Source organism: Arthrobacter sulfonylureivorans, from assembly GCF_047607445.1.
GTDB lineage: Bacteria > Actinomycetota > Actinomycetes > Actinomycetales > Micrococcaceae > Crystallibacter > Crystallibacter sulfonylureivorans_A.
On the sequence record NZ_JBLKRT010000009.1, the window covers coordinates 53,689 to 75,524 of the forward strand.

At 67.6% G+C, this 21,836-nt stretch carries 21 protein-coding genes; 11 read left to right on the forward strand and 10 right to left on the reverse strand.

Annotated features, from left to right (window positions below):
* Positions 1 to 16: 16 nt before the first annotated feature.
* Positions 17 to 478: a DUF3817 domain-containing protein gene (locus ACMX2H_RS06195; protein WP_414959670.1), complete on the reverse strand. Its 462-nt coding sequence runs from the start codon at positions 476 to 478 to the stop codon at positions 17 to 19.
* Positions 479 to 613: 135 nt separating this feature from the next.
* Here ACMX2H_RS06195 and ACMX2H_RS06200 point away from each other — a divergent pair, with 135 nt between their 5' ends.
* Positions 614 to 1,246, forward strand: coding sequence for a TetR/AcrR family transcriptional regulator (locus tag ACMX2H_RS06200; protein WP_414959671.1), 633 nt, complete (start codon positions 614 to 616; stop codon positions 1,244 to 1,246).
* A gap of 4 nt (positions 1,247 to 1,250) precedes the next feature.
* Positions 1,251 to 3,851: an MMPL family transporter gene (locus ACMX2H_RS06205; protein ID WP_414959672.1), complete on the forward strand. Its 2,601-nt coding sequence runs from the start codon at positions 1,251 to 1,253 to the stop codon at positions 3,849 to 3,851.
* Positions 3,852 to 3,891: 40 nt separating this feature from the next.
* Here ACMX2H_RS06205 and ACMX2H_RS06210 read toward each other — a convergent pair whose 3' ends face one another.
* Genes ACMX2H_RS06210 through ACMX2H_RS06225 form a run of 4 tightly spaced genes read right to left on the reverse strand, consistent with a single transcriptional unit; the run spans position 3,892 to position 6,317 of the window.
* A complete protein-coding gene (locus ACMX2H_RS06210; RefSeq protein WP_414959673.1) occupies positions 3,892 to 4,203 on the reverse strand; it encodes an MmcQ/YjbR family DNA-binding protein in 312 nt (103 codons plus the stop codon).
* Positions 4,204 to 4,209: 6 nt separating this feature from the next.
* A complete protein-coding gene (locus ACMX2H_RS06215; RefSeq protein WP_414959674.1) occupies positions 4,210 to 4,503 on the reverse strand; it encodes a hypothetical protein in 294 nt (97 codons plus the stop codon).
* A gap of 43 nt (positions 4,504 to 4,546) precedes the next feature.
* Positions 4,547 to 4,978: a hypothetical protein gene (locus ACMX2H_RS06220; RefSeq protein ID WP_414959675.1), complete on the reverse strand. Its 432-nt coding sequence runs from the start codon at positions 4,976 to 4,978 to the stop codon at positions 4,547 to 4,549.
* Between the two features lies 1 nt (position 4,979).
* Positions 4,980 to 6,317 (reverse strand): family 4 glycosyl hydrolase, encoded by a 1,338-nt coding sequence (locus ACMX2H_RS06225; protein ID WP_414959676.1) that lies wholly within the window; start codon positions 6,315 to 6,317, stop codon positions 4,980 to 4,982.
* A 215-nt stretch (positions 6,318 to 6,532) separates the two neighbouring features.
* On the opposite strand from ACMX2H_RS06225, the gene alr reads away from it, so the two are divergent.
* From alr to tsaD, 6 genes are all read left to right on the forward strand, one after another.
* Positions 6,533 to 7,843: an alanine racemase gene (gene alr, locus ACMX2H_RS06230; protein WP_414959677.1), complete on the forward strand. Its 1,311-nt coding sequence runs from the start codon at positions 6,533 to 6,535 to the stop codon at positions 7,841 to 7,843.
* Positions 7,844 to 7,879: 36 nt separating this feature from the next.
* On the forward strand, positions 7,880 to 8,491 hold the full coding sequence (gene tsaE, locus ACMX2H_RS06235; protein ID WP_414959678.1) for a tRNA (adenosine(37)-N6)-threonylcarbamoyltransferase complex ATPase subunit type 1 TsaE: 612 nt from the start codon (positions 7,880 to 7,882) through the stop codon (positions 8,489 to 8,491).
* A 138-nt stretch (positions 8,492 to 8,629) separates the two neighbouring features.
* Entirely contained in the window at positions 8,630 to 9,049 is a 420-nt protein-coding gene (locus tag ACMX2H_RS06240; RefSeq protein WP_136784827.1) for a VOC family protein, read from the forward strand.
* 80 nt (positions 9,050 to 9,129) lie between these two features.
* On the forward strand, positions 9,130 to 9,798 hold the full coding sequence (gene tsaB / locus ACMX2H_RS06245) for a tRNA (adenosine(37)-N6)-threonylcarbamoyltransferase complex dimerization subunit type 1 TsaB (RefSeq protein WP_414959679.1): 669 nt from the start codon (positions 9,130 to 9,132) through the stop codon (positions 9,796 to 9,798).
* A 35-nt stretch (positions 9,799 to 9,833) separates the two neighbouring features.
* Entirely contained in the window at positions 9,834 to 10,361 is a 528-nt protein-coding gene (gene rimI, locus ACMX2H_RS06250; RefSeq protein ID WP_414959731.1) for a ribosomal protein S18-alanine N-acetyltransferase, read from the forward strand.
* Complete coding sequence (gene tsaD / locus ACMX2H_RS06255) at positions 10,358 to 11,425, forward strand: tRNA (adenosine(37)-N6)-threonylcarbamoyltransferase complex transferase subunit TsaD (protein WP_414959680.1); 1,068 nt, start codon at positions 10,358 to 10,360, stop codon at positions 11,423 to 11,425. The genes rimI and tsaD overlap by 4 nt, the downstream gene beginning before the upstream one ends.
* A 53-nt stretch (positions 11,426 to 11,478) precedes the next feature.
* Here the strand turns inward: tsaD and ACMX2H_RS06260 are convergent, their stop codons facing one another.
* Positions 11,479 to 13,068, reverse strand: coding sequence for a chitinase (locus tag ACMX2H_RS06260; protein WP_414959681.1), 1,590 nt, complete (start codon positions 13,066 to 13,068; stop codon positions 11,479 to 11,481).
* Between the two features lie 246 nt (positions 13,069 to 13,314).
* On the opposite strand from ACMX2H_RS06260, the gene ACMX2H_RS06265 reads away from it, so the two are divergent.
* The gene (locus tag ACMX2H_RS06265; protein ID WP_414959682.1) at positions 13,315 to 15,615 is read left to right on the forward strand and encodes a glycosyltransferase family 2 protein; all 2,301 of its coding nucleotides are present in this window, start codon (positions 13,315 to 13,317) and stop codon (positions 15,613 to 15,615) included.
* A gap of 45 nt (positions 15,616 to 15,660) precedes the next feature.
* Here the strand turns inward: ACMX2H_RS06265 and ACMX2H_RS06270 are convergent, their stop codons facing one another.
* Positions 15,661 to 16,812 carry a glutamate--cysteine ligase gene (locus ACMX2H_RS06270; protein WP_414959683.1) on the reverse strand — a complete coding sequence of 384 codons (1,152 nt, stop codon included), beginning with the start codon at positions 16,810 to 16,812 and terminating at the stop codon, positions 15,661 to 15,663.
* 89 nt (positions 16,813 to 16,901) lie between these two features.
* On the reverse strand, positions 16,902 to 18,164 hold the full coding sequence (locus tag ACMX2H_RS06275) for a THUMP-like domain-containing protein (protein WP_414959684.1): 1,263 nt from the start codon (positions 18,162 to 18,164) through the stop codon (positions 16,902 to 16,904).
* Positions 18,165 to 18,308: 144 nt separating this feature from the next.
* Between ACMX2H_RS06275 and ACMX2H_RS06280 the strand changes: the two genes are divergently transcribed.
* Both ACMX2H_RS06280 and ACMX2H_RS06285 read left to right on the forward strand, forming a co-directional pair.
* Positions 18,309 to 18,488, forward strand: a complete 180-nt coding sequence (locus ACMX2H_RS06280) for a hypothetical protein (protein ID WP_136784821.1) — start codon at positions 18,309 to 18,311, stop codon at positions 18,486 to 18,488.
* A gap of 82 nt (positions 18,489 to 18,570) precedes the next feature.
* Complete coding sequence (locus ACMX2H_RS06285) at positions 18,571 to 19,170, forward strand: maleylpyruvate isomerase N-terminal domain-containing protein (RefSeq protein WP_414959685.1); 600 nt, start codon at positions 18,571 to 18,573, stop codon at positions 19,168 to 19,170.
* Positions 19,171 to 19,280: 110 nt separating this feature from the next.
* On the opposite strand, the gene ACMX2H_RS06290 is transcribed toward ACMX2H_RS06285, so the two are convergent.
* Together ACMX2H_RS06290 and ACMX2H_RS06295 are read right to left on the reverse strand one after the other, a co-directional pair.
* Positions 19,281 to 20,630: an MFS transporter gene (locus ACMX2H_RS06290; RefSeq protein WP_414959686.1), complete on the reverse strand. Its 1,350-nt coding sequence runs from the start codon at positions 20,628 to 20,630 to the stop codon at positions 19,281 to 19,283.
* 84 nt (positions 20,631 to 20,714) lie between these two features.
* On the reverse strand, positions 20,715 to 21,806 hold the full coding sequence (locus ACMX2H_RS06295) for a sulfite oxidase (protein ID WP_414959687.1): 1,092 nt from the start codon (positions 21,804 to 21,806) through the stop codon (positions 20,715 to 20,717).
* Between the last annotated feature and the right edge of the window lie 30 nt (positions 21,807 to 21,836).

Below are 21,836 nucleotides of genomic sequence, written 5' to 3' on the forward strand. Positions count from 1 at the left end.
AATGTTCGTCGGGTGGCTACGCGAACCAGGTGTCCGGCGGGCCCATGTAGAGCAGGAAGCTGAAGACAGCGGCTACGGCGACCAGGACAACGGCGATAGCTGCCACCGGGCGCGCCAGCACGACGGCCTGGAGCCGCTCAAGGAAGCCACGCGGTTTTTCCCCGCCGGCGCCGAGCCGCCAGACGTTGCCGAGGAGTCCGTTGCGGTCCATGGACTTTTCCACCGGAATGGTCGCATACGGGATGGCTGCGGAGACTACCGCCAGGACGCCGCGGCCGGCAGTCCACTTCTGGTTGACCCAGGTGAAGCAGGTGCTGACCACGTAGCAGAGGAAGACGAAGCCGTGCAGGCCACCGGCGATGCTGACCACCACACGGGCCTCCGGCGCCAAGGCGCGTACCAGCAAGGCGGTCAGCAGCAGTGTCCAGGTGACGGCTTCGGCGAAAGCAACGGTGCGGAACAGGGTGCGCGGCGACATGCAGGTCCTCGGATGGCTGGGGTTCGGGGAGCAGACCCGGAGCAGGGTCCCTTCAAATTTAGCCCAGTTTCCGGAGCCATCCGTGCACGGTGGGCAATTTTGCATGGTGTGCAAGTTTGGTTCTATGCTGAACCGGTGAGTACAGAAAGCGCGGTGCAGCCGGAAGGCCGCCGCGAGAAAAACAAGGTGGCAACCCGGGCTGCCATCACCGCGGCCGCTTTGCGGTTGGCCCGCGAGCAGGGTCCTGGCGGTTTCACCGTGGACCAAGTGGCGGCAGAAGCCGGCGTCTCGCGGCGGACTTTTTTCAACTACTTCCCCTCCATCGAGGCGGCCGTGACGTTGCCGGTGGAGGAGTTCCTGGAAGAGTCCTTCGCCCGGCTGGACGAACGGCCGGGTGACGAGCCGATCATGGACGCGGTGCTGGCCACCTTCGGCGGGGACATCAGCCAGGACCGGCTGGCGCTACTCTGCGAGATCTACCAAATGGGTGCAGACGACGCGCAACTGGAACGCATGCAGCTTCAAATCTGGAGCCAGGCGAAACAGTCGCTGGAAGACGGGTTGCGCCCCCGTTTGCCGGCGAACTCGGGTGAACTGATGGTCACCGCGCTCGCTGGCTCGCTGATCGCGTGTGCCCAGGCGGCCATGCGGATGGCAGCCAACCAAGCCCCCTACGGCGAGGCGCCTCCGCCGTCGGCCTTCCGGCAGCAACTGCTCGAGAGTCTTGACCTGCTGCGTAGCGGCTTCAACACCAACCACAAGGACTAATCGCATGGCTTCACTGCTCTATCGACTCGGCAAGCTGGCCGCCCGCAAGCGCTGGTGGTTTGTCTCTGCGTGGCTGGTGGTCATGGTGGCCGTCGGCGCATCCGTCGCGGCCTTCATGGGCACACTGTCCAACAGCTTCACCATTCCCGGCACCCCCGCCCAGGCAGTCGCGGACGAGCTGCAGGAGAAACTGCCGGACGCCTCCGGCGGTCTCGGCACCATTGTCTTCACGACGGCGGACGGCACGGCGTTCACTGCAAAGCAGGAGAAAGCCATTGCCCGGATCTCCGCCGACCTGACTGACCTGGGCGCCGTCAAACGAGCCACGGACCCGGTGGACCTGCAAACGTCGTTGGACGATGCACCGCAGATGATTGCCGACGGCGAAGAGGAACTGGAAGCGGCGGCGCAGCAACTCGACGACGGCCGGGCCGAACTGGACGCGGGCAAGGCGCAACTGGAGCCGGGGTTGCAGCAAGTGCAGGCCGCCGAGGCGCAGATCGAGCAGCTTGAAGCCGCCGGCCAAACCGCCATGGCCGAGCAGGCCCGGGCCCAGCTGGAGCCGCAGCGGGCCCAGCTGGAAGCGGCGCAGGAGCAATTGGACCAGGCCGAGCAGCGGCTGGAAGACGGCCAGGCAAAGTATGAGTCAGGGGTCGCTGATCTGGAAGCGGCCAAGCTGCAGCAGCAGTCGTCGGAAGGGCTGCGGTTCGTCGCGGAGGACGGTTCGGCCGCCTTCGTGCAGGTTCAGTTCGAACAGGACATGATGTCGGTGTCCAAGGAGGACCGCGAACAGGTCCAGCAAGTCACTGAAGCCGGCCTAGTGCCCGGGCTGCAGGCGGAGTACAGCAAGGACATCGTCGAAGACATCTCCAGCCTCTTCGGTGCGGCCGAGGTCATCGGCATCGCGGTGGCCGCCGCCGTGCTGGTGCTGATGCTCGGCACGCTCCTCGCCGCCGGGCTGCCGCTGTTGATGGCACTGGTCGGCGTCGGCGTCGGCGTGGGCGGCACCATGGCCCTGAGCAGCGTTGTCGAAATGAGCTCGGTTTCCCCGGTGCTGGCGCTGATGTTGGGGCTGGCCGTGGGCATCGACTATTCGCTGTTCATCGTCAACCGCCACCGCACGCAGTTGCTGTCCGGTGTTCCGCTGTTCGAGTCCATCGGCCGAGCCACCGGAACCTCCGGGAACGCGGTGCTCTTTGCCGGGCTCACGGTGATTATTGCGCTCGCCGCACTGGCGGTGCCGGGGATCCCGTTCCTCACCGTGCTGGGACTGGCCGGAGCAGCGACGGTGGCCGTCGCCGTCGTGGTTGCTTTGACGCTGACCCCGGCGCTGCTGGCCATCATGGGCCGGCGGATTCTGTCCAAGCGGGCGTGGGCCAAGGCCGGGCTGGCCGGCCCGGTGGCCGCCGGGGCGGAGAGCTCAGCACCGGGACGCGAATTCCACAACGATCCGAAGCGCAGCTGGGGCAAGTCGGTGACCAAGCACCCGTGGCTGGCGCTGATCGCCGGCGTGGCAGTGCTGGGCGTGATGGCCGTGCCGGCCGCCGAGCTGCGGCTGGGCCTGCCGGACGGCAGCTCGGAACCGGCAGACTCGACGGCCTACCGGTCCTACACCCAGCTGGGCGAGAATTTTGGCGAGGGCATCAACGGTCCGCTGATCGTTGTGGCCGACCTGCCAGCCGGTCTGGAAGGGGCCGAGACGGACGAGACCCTGCTGCAGCTCTCGCAGGAACTGCGAGCCATGGACCACGTGGCAGCCGCCGTTCCGACCGGAACCAGCGACGACGGCCGCACCGCGGTGCTGCAGGTCATCCCGGAGGAAGGCCCGGCTGCCGAGAGCACCGAGGATCTGGTCCACAACCTGAGAGCGGAGACTGCCGCGCTTGAGGAGAGCACCGGCGTCGGGATTTCCGTCACCGGTCAGCCGCCGATGCAAATCGATGTTTCGGACAAGCTTGCGGACGCCATGCCGGTGTACCTGGCCATTGTCATTGGGCTCTCGCTGATCCTGCTGCTGCTGGTCTTCCGCTCCATCCTGGTGCCGCTGCTGGCCACCGCCGGTTTCCTGCTCTCGCTGGGTGCCAGCTTCGGCGCCGTCGTGGCGATCTACCAGTGGGGCTGGCTGGGCAACCTGTTCGACGTGCATGACCCGGGTCCGATCCTGAGCTTCCTGCCGATGATCATGATCGGCGTGCTCTTCGGACTGGCGATGGACTACCAGATGTTCTTGGTCTCCGGCATGCGCGAATCCTATGCGCACGGTGAAGACGCCCGGGCGGCCGTGGTCAGTGGCTTCAACCACGGCGCCAAGGTGGTCACGGCCGCGGCGATCATCATGGTCTCCGTTTTCGCCGGATTCATCTTCTCGCACCTGACCATGGTCCGGCCGATCGGCTTTGCCCTGGCTCTCGGTGTACTGCTGGACGCCTTCGTGGTGCGCATGACGCTGATTCCGGCGGCCATGCACCTGTTCGGCAAGGCTGCCTGGTGGATGCCCCGGTGGCTGGACAGGATCCTGCCGGACGTGGACGTGGAAGGCGCCAAGCTGGTCCAGCAGGTGGGCAAGCCGGAGCAGGCCGCGACCGAGGCGGCCGGAGTCCGCTAGGCGCCGCGACCCGAATCCTGCCGGAGGCCGGCACCGTCCCTTAGGGGAGGTGCCGGCCTCCGGCGATCCTGAACGATTCGTCGAGCAGTTCTTCAAGTTCGGCCGGTGAAACCTTGGCCAGGTGCAGGAGCACCAGTTGCGGCGACCGCTCATGGTGCGGCGTCCAGAAAAACACCTCCGGTGCCGTGCCGGCCAGCGCCTCGCGTTCCTCGGTTTTGACGGTCAGCACGCCCGGCTCCCAGATGCGGGCCATCAGCGTTTTCGCGAACCACGCCGGCTGGCCCCAGCTGGGCCGTTCCGTGACCCCGGGCAGGGCCAGGCAGAGCCGGCGAGCATCGTCCTCGGTGGGCATTGTCCCTTACCTTCCGTCGTCCGGGTCGTCGCCGTCGGCTGGTTCCTCTGCCTCCGGATCGTCGCCCGGTGTGGGTTTGTCGCCGGGCGCCGGGGCCGGTGCAGGCGCCTGCTGTTGCCGCTCCTGTTCCATCCGCGCTTCATAGCGGCCCGGGGCGAAGACCTCTTCCATGGCGCCGAACGCCCCGGAAATGCCCGCAGACCCGGGAAAGCCGCGCCAGGGACGGGACGCCATGGCCACGGTGGCGGCGATGATCAACGCCACCAGCCCCACCGCGATCAGACCCCCGACAAAGTCCATGAGGTGATTATCACCCGGGAAGCCACCGGGCGGGAGGGCTCCCTCAGGCGGCATCCCGGTGATGCGGCAACCTGGCTGCGCGCTGCAGTGCTACCGCCGCCGTCGCGGCCGCCAGGGCCGGGAGGTAGAACCATCCCACGCTCGCGATGGCCAGCACGATGAATCCGAGCAACAGGATGGTGCAGCCGACGGCGGTCCACCAAACCGCCCGGCGGGGCACCAGTAACGGCAGCAATGTCAGCAGCAGCGGGACAGCGAGCGGAATAAGGACCGTGGGCGGATGGGTCTGCAGCAACGTCAGTTGCTCGACGGTGTGCTCCGGCGGTGTCCCGGGGGAGCTGCCCACCGTTTCCTCTGCCATCACCGGCAGGAGCGCTGCAGAAATGCTTGCGGCCGCGGCCAGCAGGAAGGCCGCAACCTGGAGGACTGTCGGAAGTCTCGACGGGGGACCGCCGGGGTCCGGCGCCTGCTCCATCTCAGTTCCAGCGGTATCCGTGGGCCTGTTCGTAGGCCGCAAGCAGCCGGTGGGCCACGTGGCCGGAGGTGATCAGCGGGTGGATCATGAAGGCCCGCAATGCGGCGGCGCGGTCGCCCTGTCCGCCGCGGACCACCTCCTGCTCGACGGCCTTGACCTGGGTCATCAACCCGGCCTGATGCAGGGTCAGCGGTTTCACCGGCAAAGGGCGGGCGCCGTTCGAATCGACGACCGACGGCACTTCGATGACGGCGTCGTCCGGCAGTTGCGGGATGGTCCCGGCATTGCGGACGTTGAGGATCTGCTCACTGCGCTCGCCGGTCAGCAGGGCACGCATCGTGTCCAGGGCGACGTGTTCGTAACCGCCGGCGGCACGGTCCTCCTCATCGCGGGAAACGCCGATCTCCCGTGCCTCGGACAGATAGCTCTCCTCGCGGCGCCGCAGCGCGTCCTCCCACTCCGCGTACGGAGTCCCGGAGGCCTGCAGCCTGGCGTACAACTCCTGCTGCAGTTCGTGGATCGACTCGCCGCGGGTCTGCGTGGCGCCGGCCAGCGCCATCGTGGCTTCGCGGCGGAAGTAGTAATAGAACAGGTAGGCATTCGGGATCACCCCGAGGACCTGCAGTTCCCGGGTGCCGAAAATCCGGCCCTCTTCAAACGACTGCAGCCTGCCGGGATCGGCGAGCAGCCCGGGAAGCAGGTCACCGCCGTCATGCTCCAACCCGCGCAACCAGCCCAAATGGTTCAGGCCCACGTAGTCCACGCCCGCCAAGGAGCCGCGGCGCAACGGGGCGCCCGCGGCCTTGGCGGAGCGCCGGACCAGCCCGAGGGGCGTGTCGCAGATACCGATCACCCGGTGGCCGAGCACCGGCAGCACGGCCTCGGTGACCAGCCCGGCGGGATTGGTGAAGTTGATCAGCCACGCGTCGGGACTCAGCTCACGCAGCCGCCGGGCAATCTCCAGGGCAGCGGGAACCGCCCGCAAGCCGCAGGCAATGCCGGCCGCCCCGGTGGTTTCCTGGCCCAGCAGGTTGACCCGGCTGGCGATGCGTTCGTCCTGCGTCCTGCCCTGCGTGCCGCCGGGACGGATGGCGGAGAAGACGACGTCGGCCCCGGCCAGCGCTTCGTCGAGCGTGCGGGCGGATTCAATCCGGGGCGGCCGGACGCCGCGGGGCAGCGGAGCATCGGCCAGCACCCGGGCGATCGTTTGCTGCCGGCCGGCGTCCACGTCGTGGAGCACCAGCCGGTCCACGAGGCCCGCCGCTGGTCCCTCGGCCAGCGCGCGATAGACCAGCGGCACGCGGAACCCGCCGCCGCCCAGAATGGCAAGTGTTGCCACTGCTTCCCCCGAACATTGACTTTGGATAACAAATCGGCGGACCCGAACCCGGGACGCGCCCCTAGCTTGTATTGTGCCAGCTAGGGCCAACCCTGCATCCTCGCCGCTTGACCGCGCGCCCGGCCGCAGAATCCTGCCGGGCTGGCCCCATGCGGTGCCACCGCTCCGCGTAACCCTTCAGCTGGAAAGCAAGCTTCGGATGGGAGAATGGATCCGTGAGCTCTACATCGTCACCGCTGCCCTATGACCGCCAAGCCGTGATCAACCTGGACGCGATCCGCGCCAACGTGCGGCATCTGCGCGAAATCGCAGCGCCCGCCCGCGTGATGGCCGTGGTCAAGGCGGACGCCTACGGCCACGGCGCAGTACCGGTGGCCCGCGCCGCGCTGGAGGCCGGTGCCGGCTGGCTGGGCGTGGCGCACTTTACCGAGGGCCTGGCGCTGCGCGAAGCGGGCATCGATGCCCCCATCCTGGCTTGGCTGCACACCCCGGATACCGACTTCGCCGCCGGCATTGAGGCGGGGATCGACGTCGGCGTTTCCGGCTGGGAGCTGGAGCCGGTGGTCGCGGCCGCCCGGCAGCTGGAACGGCCGGCGCGGGTGCACCTGAAGATTGACACCGGTCTGGGCCGCAACGGCTGTCCGCCGGCGCTCTGGGAGGACCTGGTTAACCGGGCCGTGGAGTACCAGGAACTCGGGCTGCTGCGGGTGGTGGGTGTGTTTTCCCACCTGGCCGTCGCCGACGAACCACACCGGCCGGAAACAGACGATCAAGTGGACCGCTTCCGCGAGGCGGTGGCGGTGGCGGAAAACGCCGGGCTGGATCTGGAAGTCCGGCATCTGGCCAACACGCCCGGCACGCTCAGCCGTCCGGATGCCCACTTCGACATGGTCCGCGTTGGCCTGGGGATCTACGGGCTGTCGCCCTTTGAGACGCAGACCCCCGAGGAACTGGGGCTGGTGCCGGCCATGACGCTGCGCGGGCGGGTGGCCAATTGCAAGCAGGTGCCCGCCGGTCAGGGTGTCTCCTACGGGCTGAACTACCTGACCACGGAGCCCACCACGCTGGTGCTGGTGCCGCTGGGCTACGCCGACGGGATCCCGCGCAGCGTCACCGGGGTCCAGGTGGCCATCGGCGGCAAGCGCTACGACCTGGTGGGCCGGGTGGCCATGGACCAGTTCGTGGTGGATTTAAGGACCAACGACGCCGGCGAGCTCCTCGGTGAGGAAGTGATCCTTTTCGGCCCGGGGCCGGACGTTCCCGACGCCCAGGACTGGGCGGTCGGCGCCGGCACCATCAACTACGAGATTGTCACCCGGGTGAGCCCTCGCGTGCCGCGCTACTACACCGGCACCGCCGATGAACAGGACGACGGCGGGGAAGCGGCTCCTGTGGCGGTAGCCGAAGAACTCACCGCGTCCGCGGCAGAACAGGCCGCTGCAGCCGCCCAGGTCCGCGCTGCGCTGGCCGCGCCGGACGAGCGGAACACGGACAGCGCCGGGGACGCCGGCGCGGTGCTGGCTTGAGGAGGCTGGCATGAGCGGTGGCATGAGGGAGCCGGCATGACGGGCGGGGCGGGCCAGCCCGGAGCGGCGGATGTGGCCCGGGAACAACCGGCCACACCGGTGTGGGAGCGCGAATTCCACGTGGGCTCCGCGGAGGAGACGCAGGCGCTCGCCGCCCGGCTGGGCAGGATCCTGCGGGCAGGCGACCTGGTGGTGCTCAGCGGGGAACTGGGCGCGGGGAAAACCACCTTCACCCAGGGCCTGGGCGAGGGACTCGGCGTCCGCCCGGGCATCATCTCGCCCACTTTCGTGCTGGTGCGCAGCCATCCGAGCATGAACGGCGGCCCGGACCTGGTCCACGTGGACGCCTACCGGCTCGAGTCCGACGGCGAGATCGATGACATCGATCTGGAGAACACGTTGGATGAGGCTGTGACCGTCGTGGAGTGGGGCCGCGGCCGCGTGGAGCACCTCTCGGACAGTTGGCTGGACATTTCACTGGTGCGGCCAAGCGGAGCGGACGTCGTGAACCGCCCGGCGGAAGGCGCCGCGGGCACCTCGGCGAGCACCGGCGTCGTGCTGGATTTTGAAGATCCCGACGACGGCGAGCCCCGGCTGATCCGGATGGCGGCCTACGGTCCTCGCTGGGCCGCCTACATCTTCGCCTGACGACTGAGGATCTGCATCGGAGGCCTTCTCCGGCGCGATTTGCCGCAACCGGAGGCGCTGCGGGCGGCCCGGTCTTCACTGCCTCGGGGCGCAGGTCCATAATCGTTGGCGACAGCAGACCGGCGAGGAGGCCAACCCATGGACACTGCGCTGACCCCGTACCTGGGATTCCGCGACCAGGCCAAAGAAGCGATGACCTTTTATCAGTCGGTGTTCGGCGGCGAATTGACGCTTAACACCTTCGGCGACTTCCACGCCAGCGATGATCCGGCCGAGACCGACAAGATCATGCACTCGCAGCTGGCCACCGAGCGCGGCCTGGTGCTGATGGCAGCGGACACGCCGAACAGCATGGACTTCACCCCCGGTTCCAGCCATTCGCTCTCGCTGAGTGGCGACAACGAGGCAGAACTGCGCGGTTACTGGGACAAGCTGATCGATGGCGCCAACATCACTGAACCGCTGCAACAGGCGCCCTGGGGAGACACCTTCGGCATGTGCACCGACAAGTTCGGCGTGCACTGGATGGTGAATATCGCCGGGCAACCGCCGGCCTGAGCGGTCCGGCAAACCGCGGCCCCCACGGGGCGCCGGAGCCGATGAGAGGGGCCATGGACTCCCTCAAGTAAAATTGATGCGTGCTGATCCTCGCCCTTGACACCTCCGCCATCGCCAGCGCCGCGCTGCTGACCGGACAAGGAGAGACGCTGGCCGCCTTCGCGACCGAGGACACCCGCAGCCACGCGGAGGTACTGGCCCCGGGAATCGGCAAAATCATGACGACGGCGGACGTCACCGGCGTGGACATCGACGCCGTCGTGGTGGGCGTGGGCCCGGGACCGTTCACTGGCTTGCGCTCCGGCATTGCCACGGCCCGGTCGCTGGCCTTCGCCTGGGGCAAGCCGCTGCACGGTGTGATGAGCCTGGATGCCATTGCCGTGGATGCCGCGCCGGATGCCTGGCGGGCCGGCGTGGACGAGTTCGTGGTGGCCACCGATGCCCGGCGCAAGGAAGTGTACTGGGCGCGCTACCGCAGTACCGGCGGCAGGCATGAACTGCTCGACGGCCCGCACGTCAGTGCGCCGTCCGCCGTCCCGGACCTGCCGGCCTACGGCATGGGCGCCGGGCTGTACCCGGAGCAGCTGCGCGGCGTCACCGAGTACAGCGGCACCCAGCCTACGGCCGAAGCGCTGGGCCGCACCGCCGTCGCCAAGCTGGAAAAGGGGTTGGACCTGTTGGACACCGCGCCGCTGTACCTGCGCGAATCGGACGCGAAGGTCCCCGGACCGCGGAAGCGGGCACTGTGACCGCCGGCGCGCTGCCCGCAGGCCAGATCAGGGCGATGACCGAGGCCGACATTCCCGCGGTGGATGCGCTGGAGCGGAAACTGTTTCCGGCCGATGCGTGGCCCACCGAGATGTTCTACGAGGAATTGGCGCAGGACACCCGCAGCTACTACGTGGCCGTGGATGCGCTCGGCGAGGTGATCGGCTATGCCGGCCTGATGTGCGTGCGGCCGATCGCCGATGTACAGACCATCGCCGTGGTGCCCGAGCGCGAGGGGCAGGGGATCGGCACCCGCCTGCTGGCCTTGCTGATCGAACAGGCCGCGGAACAGCGGGCGGAGGACGTGCTGCTGGAGGTGCGCGCGGACAACCCGCGGGCGCAGCGGCTCTATCGCTGGTTTGGCTTCGAGCAGATCCACGTGCGCCCGCGCTACTACCGCGGCGGCACCGACGCGTTGATCATGCGGCTGAAGCTCAAGGATTGGACCGGCCGGCCCGGTGCCGACCAGCCCGGTGCCGGCCGGGACGCTGCGGGGCCCGCCATACCGGGCGAGCAGCCGGAAACCATGGAGGAGACCCGATGAACCGCACCCAACCGCTGGTCTTGGGGATCGAATCCTCCTGCGATGAAACCGGAGTCGGCATTGTCCGTGGCGATACCCTGCTGGCCAACACCGTTTCGTCCTCGATGGACGAGCATGTTCGTTTCGGCGGCGTGATCCCGGAGATCGCCTCGCGCGCCCACCTCGACGCATTCATCCCCACGCTGGAGCAGGCCCTGGACACCGCCGGCGTCACCTTGGACGAAGTGGACGCACTGGCCGTCACCTCCGGACCCGGGCTGGCCGGCGCCCTGATGGTTGGCGTTTGCGCTGCCAAGGCGCTCTCGCTGGCCACCGGAAAGCCGCTGTACGCGATCAACCACCTGGTGGCCCACGTGGGCGTCGGCGTACTGGACGGGGGAGTGCTGCCGGAGAACCTGGGGGCGCTGCTGGTTTCCGGTGGCCACACGGAGATCCTGCGCGTGCGCTCCCTGACGGACGACGTGGAACTGCTTGGCGCCACCATCGACGACGCGGCCGGCGAAGCCTACGACAAGGTGGCGCGCATCCTCGGCCTGGGGTACCCGGGCGGACCGGTGATCGACAAACTGGCCCGCGAGGGGGATCCAAAGCGGATCCGTTTCCCGCGCGGACTGACCCAGCCCAAGTACATGGGGTCGGCAGAGGAGCCGGGACCGCACCGCTACGACTGGTCTTTCTCCGGCTTGAAGACGGCCGTGGCCCGCTGCGTGGAGCAGTTCGAAGCCGCCGGCGAGCCACTTCCGGTGGCCGACATCGCGGCGTCCTTCCAGGAAGCGGTGGCGGACGTGATCACCGCCAAGGCCATGCTGGCCTGCACCGAGCACGGCATCAGCAACCTGCTGCTGGGCGGCGGCGTGGCGGCCAACTCGAGACTGCGCGCGCTGACTCAACAGCGCTGTGCCGAGCATGGCATCTCGCTGCGGGTGCCGCCGGTGTCACTGTGCACCGACAACGGCGCGATGGTCGCCGCGCTCGGCGCGCAGGTGGTGATGGCCGGCGGCCAGCCGTCCGGCATCGAATTCGCTCCGGATTCCTCGATGCCGGTCAGCAGCGTGCACCTATAAAACGGGATCCGCCGCGGTTCGGGCGGTGGCTACTTCCCGAGGCCGGCGAGCAGCTATTTCCCGAGGTCGGCGAGCAGCGCGGCCACTTCTTCGTTGGTCAGGACCAGCCACGGCGAGCCATCCGCTCCCTGCAGGGCGGCTTCGGGGCTGTCGCCCTGGGTCCACCACTTGGCTTCGAACACCCGGCCTTCGAGTTGGACGCGATCGGTCTTCAGGTAGACGGTGCCGATCTTCCACTCCGGGAAGGTGCCGGCCGGGGCGGTGACCACAGGTTGCGGGGTTTCGCCCGGCAGCACCGGCCCGATCAAGGTCCACGGAGTCACATCTTCGGAGGCGGTGGGATCGTCGGGCACGTCGCCGCGCGTCCACCATTTGGCCTTGTACACGTTGCGGTGCCAGACTACGCGCTCGTTGGCCACGTAGGCCGCCTCGCTGGTCCAGATCGGATAGGGGCTGGTCGCCGGATCGTCCACGATGTCGGCGTCGGACGCAGTAGGGGGACCGGTCGGCGCAGGGGCAGCGGTGGCATCGTGGCCCGGCTCGCTGACAGACCGTGGCAGCCCGCCCAAATTCTGGCCGAGCACGGCCGCGTAGCTGATCCCTTGCTGTTCCACGCCGCTGCAACTGTCCGACACCTTGGTGACGTCCCCGTAGTTGGTGCTGCAGGTGGTGTCGCGGTTCAGCGACCACATGGACATCCGCCCGACGCCGACCTCGGTGGCGAAGGCGTTGAGCCCGGCGGCATCGTCCACGGTGAAGATCTCGCCGGGCACGTCGTTCTGGCCGATCATCGGGGTCAGGCCGATCTTGCTCCAGACGGTCCGTTCGCCGGATTCCAAACCGGCCTCGCGGTAGGCGGTCTGCAGTTGGACGTGCGCCGACCGCGCCGCCTGGATGGAGGCATCGAGCATGGTCTGGTCCTGCTGCCGGCTCTGGCCATAGTCCATGGTCATCAGGTTGACGCCGGCCAAGGGTACCTTGGCGGCGAGCATTTGTTGGACCGTGCGGACGCCGTCCTCGGTCAGGCCATGCGGGGCGACCGGCAGGGTCAGCCAAATCTCCAGGTCCTGGCCGGCCGCTTCCCGCTCCGCGGCCAGTTGGGCCATCACCGTGGCGCGGCGTTCGCCGGCCGTGACGTCCGTGAGGTTCTCGCCTTCGATGTCCAGGTCGATGGTGTCCACGGTGTAGCGCTCCAGCACTTGGCTGTACGCCCGCTTCAGGGCAACCGGATCGGTGCAGGCACTGGCCAGTTCCAGGTTGAGCAGGCCGCCGAAGGAAATGCCCACGTGGCCGCCGGTTTCCGCGAGCCGTGCCACCCTGCGGTCCAGGTCCATGGTGGCTTGGGCCTCATCGAATCCGTAGAAGCCGCCCCAGGACGGGGTGCAGGGGTTTTCCGGGTCCGCCACGATGAAGGAGAGGATGACGCTGCGCTCTGCCTCGCTGGAGGGGTTCTCGAAGCTGTAGAACGGGGTGGCCGTAGCGTCCACGTAGCCGGCGAACCAGGAAGCCTTGCCCGCAGCAGCACGCGCATCAGTGAACTGTCCCCAGCCAACCCCGGCCGCGGCCACGAGGGCCGCTGTCGCGGTGATCAGGACGCCAAGCCGCAGCCAGGACAAGCGGCGGCCCGGAAATCTCTTCGACATTGTTCTCCCCAACTACGGGAATCCGCTCCGGAGCCCGTGTCTGTACGGTAACAGGTAGACATCTGATGACGACACGCCTGAAGGAGTGGCGTTAATCACGTTTAAACGTTGTATTATTGTCTCGGGGAAGCCCCTAGACTAAGGGGCACCGGCGCCCGTTTCGCCGGCCGAGGATCCACTAGGGCAGAGCACCACGGCTCTGCCCTTTTTTCGTCCTGTTTGTTGGGGGTTTTCATGCTGGACACTATGCCTGCAGCTCAAGCCGAGCCGCTCGCTTCCGCCGCCGATCCGGCGCCGAGGCGCCGCCAGTGGGGTGCCGAAAAGCGGTCGGAACCGATGTCCATCGTGCACCCCAAGCCCACCGGCCGGAAGATCGTCCTGGGGCGGCTGGGGATTATCACCACCGTGACGGCCTGGATCGTCTACGTGGTCACCACCATCCTGCGCCAGTTCGCCAACAACCCGGGCGCGGGCTTCCGGTTTCAGCTGGAAGCTGTGTCCTATCTGGTGGTGGTGACGTTCCTGACCTTCTCCGCCCTGATGTATTTGCTGGCCCGGCAGGGGGCCATGTACCGCTTCCGCGACCACCAGCGGGTTCCACGCGGGGAGCTGGACCGGCACTTTTCCCGCTACGACGGCGGAGTGACCGTGCTGGTGCCGTCCTACGCCGAAGAGCCGGAAGTCGTCCGGTCCACGCTGTGGTCGGCAGCCTTGCAGGAATTCCCCGACCTGCGGGTGGTGCTGCTGCTCGACGACCCGCCGTTCCCCACCGATCCCGCCGTGCTCCAACGGCTGGAGCGCACTCGGGCCCTGCAAACCGAGATCAGCGACAGGCTGCGGGTCCCGGCCAACAGGGCCAACGCCGCCCTGGCGGCATTCCGCAATGGCGACCACGCGCCGTCGTCCGATCTGCAGCGCCTGATCAGCGAGTACACAGCCGCCGCCACCTGGCTGGAGGAATTCGCCGAGGCCGAGCGCATCGAGGACCACGTTGACGAGTTCTTCGTGGACCTGGTGGTCATGGGCTTGGCCCGCGAACTGCGCCTGGTGCTGCTGGCGCTGGAGGCGGCCGCCGCACAGTCGGCTGAGCTGGCCCCCGAACGGATTGAGGAACTGCACCTGCGGCTGGTGCGGACCTTCAGCGTGAAGACGGAGACGTTCGAGCGCAAACGCTATGCCAACCTCTCGCATGAGGCCAACAAGGCGATGAACCTGAATGCCTACATCTCCCTGATGGGCCAGCGCTGGGCGGTGGAGGACGCCGCCGGCGACACGCTCCTGCGGCCAGTGCCGGACGGCGAGGACGCGGACCTTGAGATCCCCGACAGCCGCTATCTGCTGACCTTGGACGCCGATTCCCAGCTGCTGCGCGACTACTGCCTGCGGCTGGTGTACTTCCTTGAGTCCCCGGGGAACGAGCGCATCGCCGTCGCCCAGACGCCCTACTCGGCCTTCCGCGGAGCTCCCACCCGGATTGAGCGGGTAGCCGGCGCGACCACCGACATCCAGCACATCCTGCATCAAGGTATGACCTACTACGGTGCCACCTTCTGGGTGGGCGCCAACGCGGTGATCCGCAAGGAGGCGCTGGAAGACATCGTCGAGGTGGAGACGGTGGGCGGCTTCGAGATCCGCACCTACATCCAGGACCGGACGGTCATCGAGGACACCGAATCAAGCATCGACTTGGGCGCGCACGGCTGGAAGCTGGCCAACTACCCGGAGCGGCTGAGCTACAGCGCCACCCCGCCGGACTTTGGCTCGCTGGTGGTGCAGCGGCGGCGGTGGGCCAACGGCGGTCTGCTGATCCTGCCGAAGCTGTGGTCGCAGCTGGTGGAGCGGCGCCACCGGCACGAGCGGATCCTGGTCCGCGAAGTGCTCATGAAGGTCAACTACATGGCCTCGATCGCCTGGGCCAGCTTCGGCCTGGTGTTCCTGCTGGCCTATCCGTACGACAGCCGGCTGCTCAGCCCGGTGGTGTTTATTGCGGCGCTGCCTTACTTCCTGGCCATGGGCAGCGACCTGCGCGACTGCGGCCACCGCTTTGGCGACATCTTCCGCATCTACGGATTCAACTTGGTCATGCTGCCGGTGAACCTGGCCGGCGTTTTCAAATCGATGCAGCAGGCGTTGACCGGCGAAAAGATTCCGTTTGTGCGAACGCCCAAGGTCAAGGACCGGACCGCGGCGCCTGCCCTGTACGTGCTGATTCCCTATCTGATGGTGGCGTTCTCGCTATTCACGTTCTACCGCGACATCATGGCGCAGAACTGGGGCAATGCCGCCTTCGCCGCCCTCAACGCGACGCTGGCAATCTACGCGATCTATTCCTACATCGGGATCAAGAATTCGCTGGTGGATATGGTGCTGGGGACCATCGGCTGGCTCTACGTTGAACCCAAGAAGCCGAAAACCGCAGAGCCCGTGGTGATTGCCAAGACGCCCGAAGAGGTGGACTACAGTTCCATCCTTTACCACGGCGACCGGCGGCTGAACCGCGACCTGCGCGGCAGCCACGACCGGCGGCGCCGAGCAGCCGGGCTGTGATGCTGCAGGAAGGTCACGGCACTGCCTGACGGCGCGCCTATCCCGTCAGTGGTCTGCGCGGCGTAGCTGGCTGACCACATCGAGCACGACGGCGCGCAGGTCGCCGTCGTGCTCTGCCGCCACCTGGCGCTGGCGCTGGTAGCCGGCACCGCCGTCGATGATTCTCTCCACGTCGGCCAGTTCTTTGCTGCAGCCAAGCTTCCGGGCCACCGGTTCCAACCGGTTCAGCACGTGCTCGCGCAGGTGCTCGGTGACCGGCATTTCCTTGCCGGCGGCGTTGAGGATGATGATGGCGTCCATGCCATAGCGGGCGGCGCGCCACTTGTTCTCCTGCACATGCCACGGTGGCATGGTGGGGATGGCCCAGCCGTTGTCCAATGCGGTGGAGAACTCGTCCACCAGGCACTGGGTGAGGGCGGCGACGGCGCCCACGTCCTGCAGCGTCGACAGCCCGTCGCAGACCCGCATTTCGATGGTGCCCAGCGCGGGAACCGGCCGGATGTCCCAGCGGATCTCGCTGATGGTGTCGATCACCCCGGTGGTGAACATGTCCTGGACGTAGTCTTCGTACAGCGCCCAGCTGGGGAACTGGAACGGCAGGCCAGCGGTGGGCAACTGCTGGAACATCAGCGCGCGCTGCGAGGCGTAGCCGGTGTCCTCTCCGGCCCAGAACGGGGATGACGCGGAGAGTGCCTGGAAATGCGGGAAGTAGTTGAGCAGCCCGTCCAGCACCGGCAGCGCCTTGTCCCGGTGGTCCAGGCCAACGTGCACATGCACACCGTAAATCACCATCTGCTGGCCCCACCACTGGGTGCGGTCGATCAGCTTGGCGTAGCGCGCCTTGTCCGTCACCGGCTGCGACCGCGGGGCGGCGAACGGATGGCTGCCGGCGCAGAACAGCTCCACGCCCATCGGGTCGGTGACGTCCCGGACCGCGCTCATCGCGCTGCTCAGGTCGGCCTTGGCCTCGCCGACGGTGCGGCAGACCCCGGTCACCAGCTCAACGGTGTTCAGCAGCAGCTCCTGCTTCACATGCGGGTGCTCGTCGTCGTCTTTCAGCTCAGGGTGGCCGGCGCGGACAGCATCCAGCACCTGCTCGGCCACGGAGACCAGCTCGCCGGTTTCTGCGTCTACCAGTGCCAGCTCCCACTCGACTCCAAGAGAAGATTGGGCGGACTGGGCAAAATCGATGTTCAAACGCTGCTCCGTATCTGGCGGTACCGGCTGCCGCCGGACATGCACGTCTCGCGCAGAACGGGCGGCGACACTGCTTTGATTCTAATGTGTCAGGGCCTGGCTGTGCGCTCGCGGCTGCGGCCGCCCGCGGAGGGGACGGGCTCGACGACGATCGCCACCCGGTCCTCGCCGATCCTGGTCAGTACCAGCGTCGCTTTGTTCGGACCCTTGCCGGAACCTGTCAGCAGGGTTTTGCGCAATTCGTCCGGGGTGACCGAGGTACCGCGCTTCTTGATCTCCAGGGTGCCGATCCGGTTGGCCTTGACCCACGCCTTGAGCTTCTTGACGTTGTACGGCTTGACCTCCAGCACCTTGTACGCCCGGGCGAACGGGGTCTGCTGCAGCTGCGGAGCACAGATGTACGCGATGTGCTCATCGAGCAGGTGGCCCTCCAGGCCGCGGGCCAGATCGGCCACCAGCCCGGCGCGGATCACTGCGCCGTCGGGCTCATACAGGTAGCCTTCGGCCGGACCGGTCTCCACGTCCTGGTGGGCAGGATCGAAGCTGACGGCGCTGGTGAGTTCAGCGGTTCCGGCGGCCCCGATCACCAAGGCTGCACGCCGGACGCCGGGCCGGGCCAGCGTGTTAAACCACAACGCTGCCTCAATCACGTCGCCGTTGACGGATACCCATTGGACCTCGCAGTTCTCCGGCAGCGCGTCGTGGGGAATGCCCGGACCCATTTTGACGCCCACCGGCAGGCCCCGGTCCGCGAGCTGCTCAACGAAGGACAAGGGCGGCGAGAATGCCTCCGGATCGAAGATCCTGGTGGTGCCCGACGTCGTGGTGGTCCGCCGGGCCGGATCCAGCCACACGCCGTCGACTCCGGTCAGGTCAACGTCTTCGGCTTCGGCGTTGACCACCGTGGCGTCAGGCCAAGGCATCAAATTGATCGTGGCCACGGCGGCGGTGGTCTCATCACGTTCGACGGCGGTGACCCTGCGGTCAAGGGTCGCCAGCGCCATCGAGTCCGCGCCGATGCCGCAGCCGAGGTCAGCCACGTGTTCCGCACCGGCAGCCTGGAACCGCTGGGCGTGCAGGGCTGCGATGTTCAGCCGGGTGGCTTGTTCCAGTCCGGCCTGGGTGAAGAGCATCTTTTCCGCGAACGGGCCGAATTTTGCCGCGGCTTTAGCCCGCAGCCGGGATTGTGTCATCGCGGCGGAGACCAGTTCCGGGGAGTGGCCGGCCTTGCGCAGCTCGGTTCCGGTGTGCAAGCTCTCCGCTTCGGAGTACGGGCCGAGCGAGTTCAGCAATTCCCAGCCCTCCGGAGTCAGAATCGGGGCGATGCTCTCGGCGTGGGTCTCGGGTGCCATGGTTTCAAGCCTAGTGCAGCCGATTCAGGCCCGAGCACGGGCGGCCGGACCGTCTTACGAGCGGTTATGGGTAGTTCTCCCCATGGCCGGACGAGCGCGGCGTCCGTAGGATCGAAGGAAGCTTACTGTGAGGAGGCCCGGATCATGTCAACACCCTTGGACTGGAGCGACATCGATACGGATGCTTGCCAGGCGGAAATCGAAGCGGAACTGGGCGAGTTGATCGCGGCCAGCAATCGTGCCCACCGCGGATGGCAGGCCCTGTGGGAAGAGGTCGCCGTCCCTGTGCCGGCGTGGCGGAGGGACATGCGGCGCCTGGCCTGAGGGACACGGCAATCCTGCCTGGACTGTGCCGGGCGGCACCAAAGCGCTGGTCGTGAACAGCGGCCGGCCGTAGCATGGGCGCATGATTCAATCGGCGGCAACTTTCCTGTCCGCGGGCCGCTACTTCCGGGAAGTTTTGTCCAACGTGCCGTCTACCGCGTGGAACGCGCCAGGACTGGATGACTGGACCGTGCGGACCTTGGCCGGACACGCCAGCCGTGCCCTGTCCACGGTGTTGACATATTTGGGGCGTCCGGCTGAAAAGGTCCAGGTGGAATCGGCCGCCGACTATTACCTGGCCACCGGACTGGCTGATGACCCCGGTGTCACCGAGCGGGCCATCGCGGCAGGCAAGGACTTGGGCGCGCACCCGGTAGATATGGTGGACCGGTTGCTGGCCCAGTTGGAGAACACGCTGCCGCTGGCCGAAGACCGGATCATCGAAACGGCTGCCGGCGGAATGCGGTTCAGCGACTACCTGCCAACCCGGATCTTCGAGCTGGCCGTGCACACTTTGGACCTGTCCCGCGCGTGTGGCCTGGTGGCCGAGCTGCCCAGCGACGTGGAACTGGAAGCCGGCCGACTCGCCATCCAGATCGCCTCCGAACGCGGCGACGGGGCGATGGTCCTCCTGGCGTTGACCGGCCGGACCATCCTGCCGGGCGACTTTTCCGTGGTGTAGTCCTGCTGGGCCGGGGCTGGCTCAGGGCGTGGGTGCAGGGGGCTGCGGTCTGGGCTTGGGGCGTGGGGGCAGGGCCTGCGGCCCTGGCCCGTGAATTGCGGCCCGGGCGCCTAGGGGCGGTTGCGGATGCCGACGGCGGAAACCGCCCCGCCGGCGAACAGCATCAGGGCAGCGGCCAGCGCGGCGCGGCGGAAACCTGCGTAGTCAAGCAGTCCGCCGGTAATTGCGCCGGCGACGGCAATTCCCAACAGCCCGGCAATGCGGGCCACTGCGTTGTTCACCGCGGAGGCGATCCCGCTGCGTTCCGTCTCGATCGCGCCGAGCACCGCTGCGGTCAGCGGGGAGACGGTCACCGCCAGGCCAAGACCCGCCAGCAGCACCCCCGGCAGGATGTGCTGCCAGAAGTCCAGGGGCTCATGCACGGACAACATGAGCAGAAATCCGGTTCCGGCCAGCAGCGGTCCCGCGGCCATGAACAGGCGCGGCCCGTAACGGCCCGAGAGCCGGCCGAACCACGCGGCCAGCGCGAGCGAGAGGATGCTCATCGGCAAGACCGCCAGGCCGGCGGCGGTAGCGCTGAAACCGGCGGCCTGCTGCAGAAAGACCGGCAGCGCGAACATCCCCAAGGACAGGCCGGCGTAAATTCCCACCGTGGCGATGTTGCCGACGCCGAAGTTGCGCACGCGGAATATCTGCAGCGGCATCATCGGGTAGGAGACTCGGCGTTCCCACCACAAAAAAAGTCCCAGGCTGATGAGCCCGGCGGCCAGCGGAATGAGCACCCGTGGGTTTGTCCAGCCGAGCCGTTGCTGTTCGATCAGCGCGAACACCGCTCCGGCGAGCCCGGCGGCGGCCAGGCACGCCCCCAAGGCATCGATGGGTGCCCGAGGCTCCTGCCGGGGCGGATCGGCCAGCCGGGCCATCAGCCATAAGGTGGCGGCGATGGGCAGCACGTTCACGGCAAAGACCAGCCGCCACCCCAGCGTGTCCACCAGCAGGCCGCCGAAGACCGGGCCGATGACGAACGCGGTGCCGGTCCAGCCGGTCCAGATACCGATCGCCCGGTGCTGGTCCCGGCCAACGAAAGTCAGGGTGATCAAGGCCAGCGAAGCCGGCACGAGCAGCGCCGCGCCTGCGCCTTGGACAATCCGGGCGGCTATCAGGGCGGCGGCAGCCGGCGCCGCCGCGCAGGCCAGCGAAGCCACCCCGAAGACCATCAGCCCCAGCCTGAGGATCCGGATCCGGCCGAACATATCGGACAGGGCGCCGGCCACCAGGATCAGCGAGCCGAGGGCCAGCAGGTAGCCGCCCACCACCCATTGCTGGACAGCCAGGCCGCCGCCCAGCTCACGGTCAATGGCCGGCAGCGCCACGTTGACGATCGAGGCGTCGAGGAAGGCCACGAAGGAAGCCAGAATGGCCACCAGGAGAACGGTGGTCTCGTTGGACCTTTTCCACAAAGCCTCAGGCTGGGGATGTTCCGAGCGGGCTGGCGGGCCGGGCGAAGCCATGAACCGGAATACTACCGCGTCCGGAAGCTACCTTCACGGACGGACAGTCACCGTCACCGTCTGCACGGCATTGTTGCCCATGCCCAAATAGTTCCATTCCGGCTCCAATGGCTGGACCTGGCCGAGGGCATCCATCGCCCGGCAGCGCAGTTGATGCCCGCCCGCTTCCGCCTGCCAGCGGAAAGTCCAGCCGCGCCAAGCATATTCGCCGTCCGGCGGGTCCAGTTGCGCCTCAGACCACACGCCGTCGACGGCGACCTTGACCTGCTGGATGGGTGCCCTGCCGGACCAGGCCCTGCCGCGCAGCCGCACCGGGCCGGCGTCCACCAGCCGGTTGCGAGTCATGAAGTCCGGGATGCCCGGCGGGACCATCAGCGCACGGACCTTGATCCGCGTTACCGGGTCGCCGGGATCGGTTTCGCTGCGGTTGTAGCGGTAGGAGGACATCTGCTGGAATCCCGTATACGGGACGGTGCTGGCCTCGATGCCGGTCAGCCACTTCACGCTGGCCATCCCGTACCAGCCTGGCACCACCAGCCGCACCGGGAAGCCGTGCTGCGGTGGCAACGGCGCACCGTTCATGGCGTAGGCCAGCAATACGTCCCGGGACGTTGCCTCGGAAACTTTCAGGCTCCGTGCATAGCTCTGCTCTTCACCGCCCTGGACGCCCCGGTCCGCGCCGGTGAAAACCACATCCACCGCTTCCGGGTCCACGCCGGCCTCAGCGAGCAAGGGGGCCAGCGGTGTGCCGGTCCAATCGGCGGTGCCGACTCCGCCGTAGATCCAGGGCTGGCTCACGGGCCGGGGTTTGATGAGGCTCCGGCCGTTGCCTGCGCATTCCAAGGTGACGGCCAGGGTGCGCTGTTCGCGGGCCTGCAGTTGGGCCAGGCTGAACTCCAGCGGCCGGTGCACCGCACCGCCGATCCGCAGCCGCCAGGCACCGGCGTCGATAAGCGGGACATCGAAATGAGTGAGCAAATAGTGCAGGCCCGCCGGCGTACGGTCGGCGGTAAGCATCTCCAGCGGCATCGCGTGATTGCGGGACGCCAATTGCAGTTCTTCTGCGGTCAGCGGCACGTCGGTCACGGGGCCTGACTGCGTTGCCGGTGTGGGTAGGGTCTTCATAGGTCCAGTGTCGGGAGCTACCCGGACGGT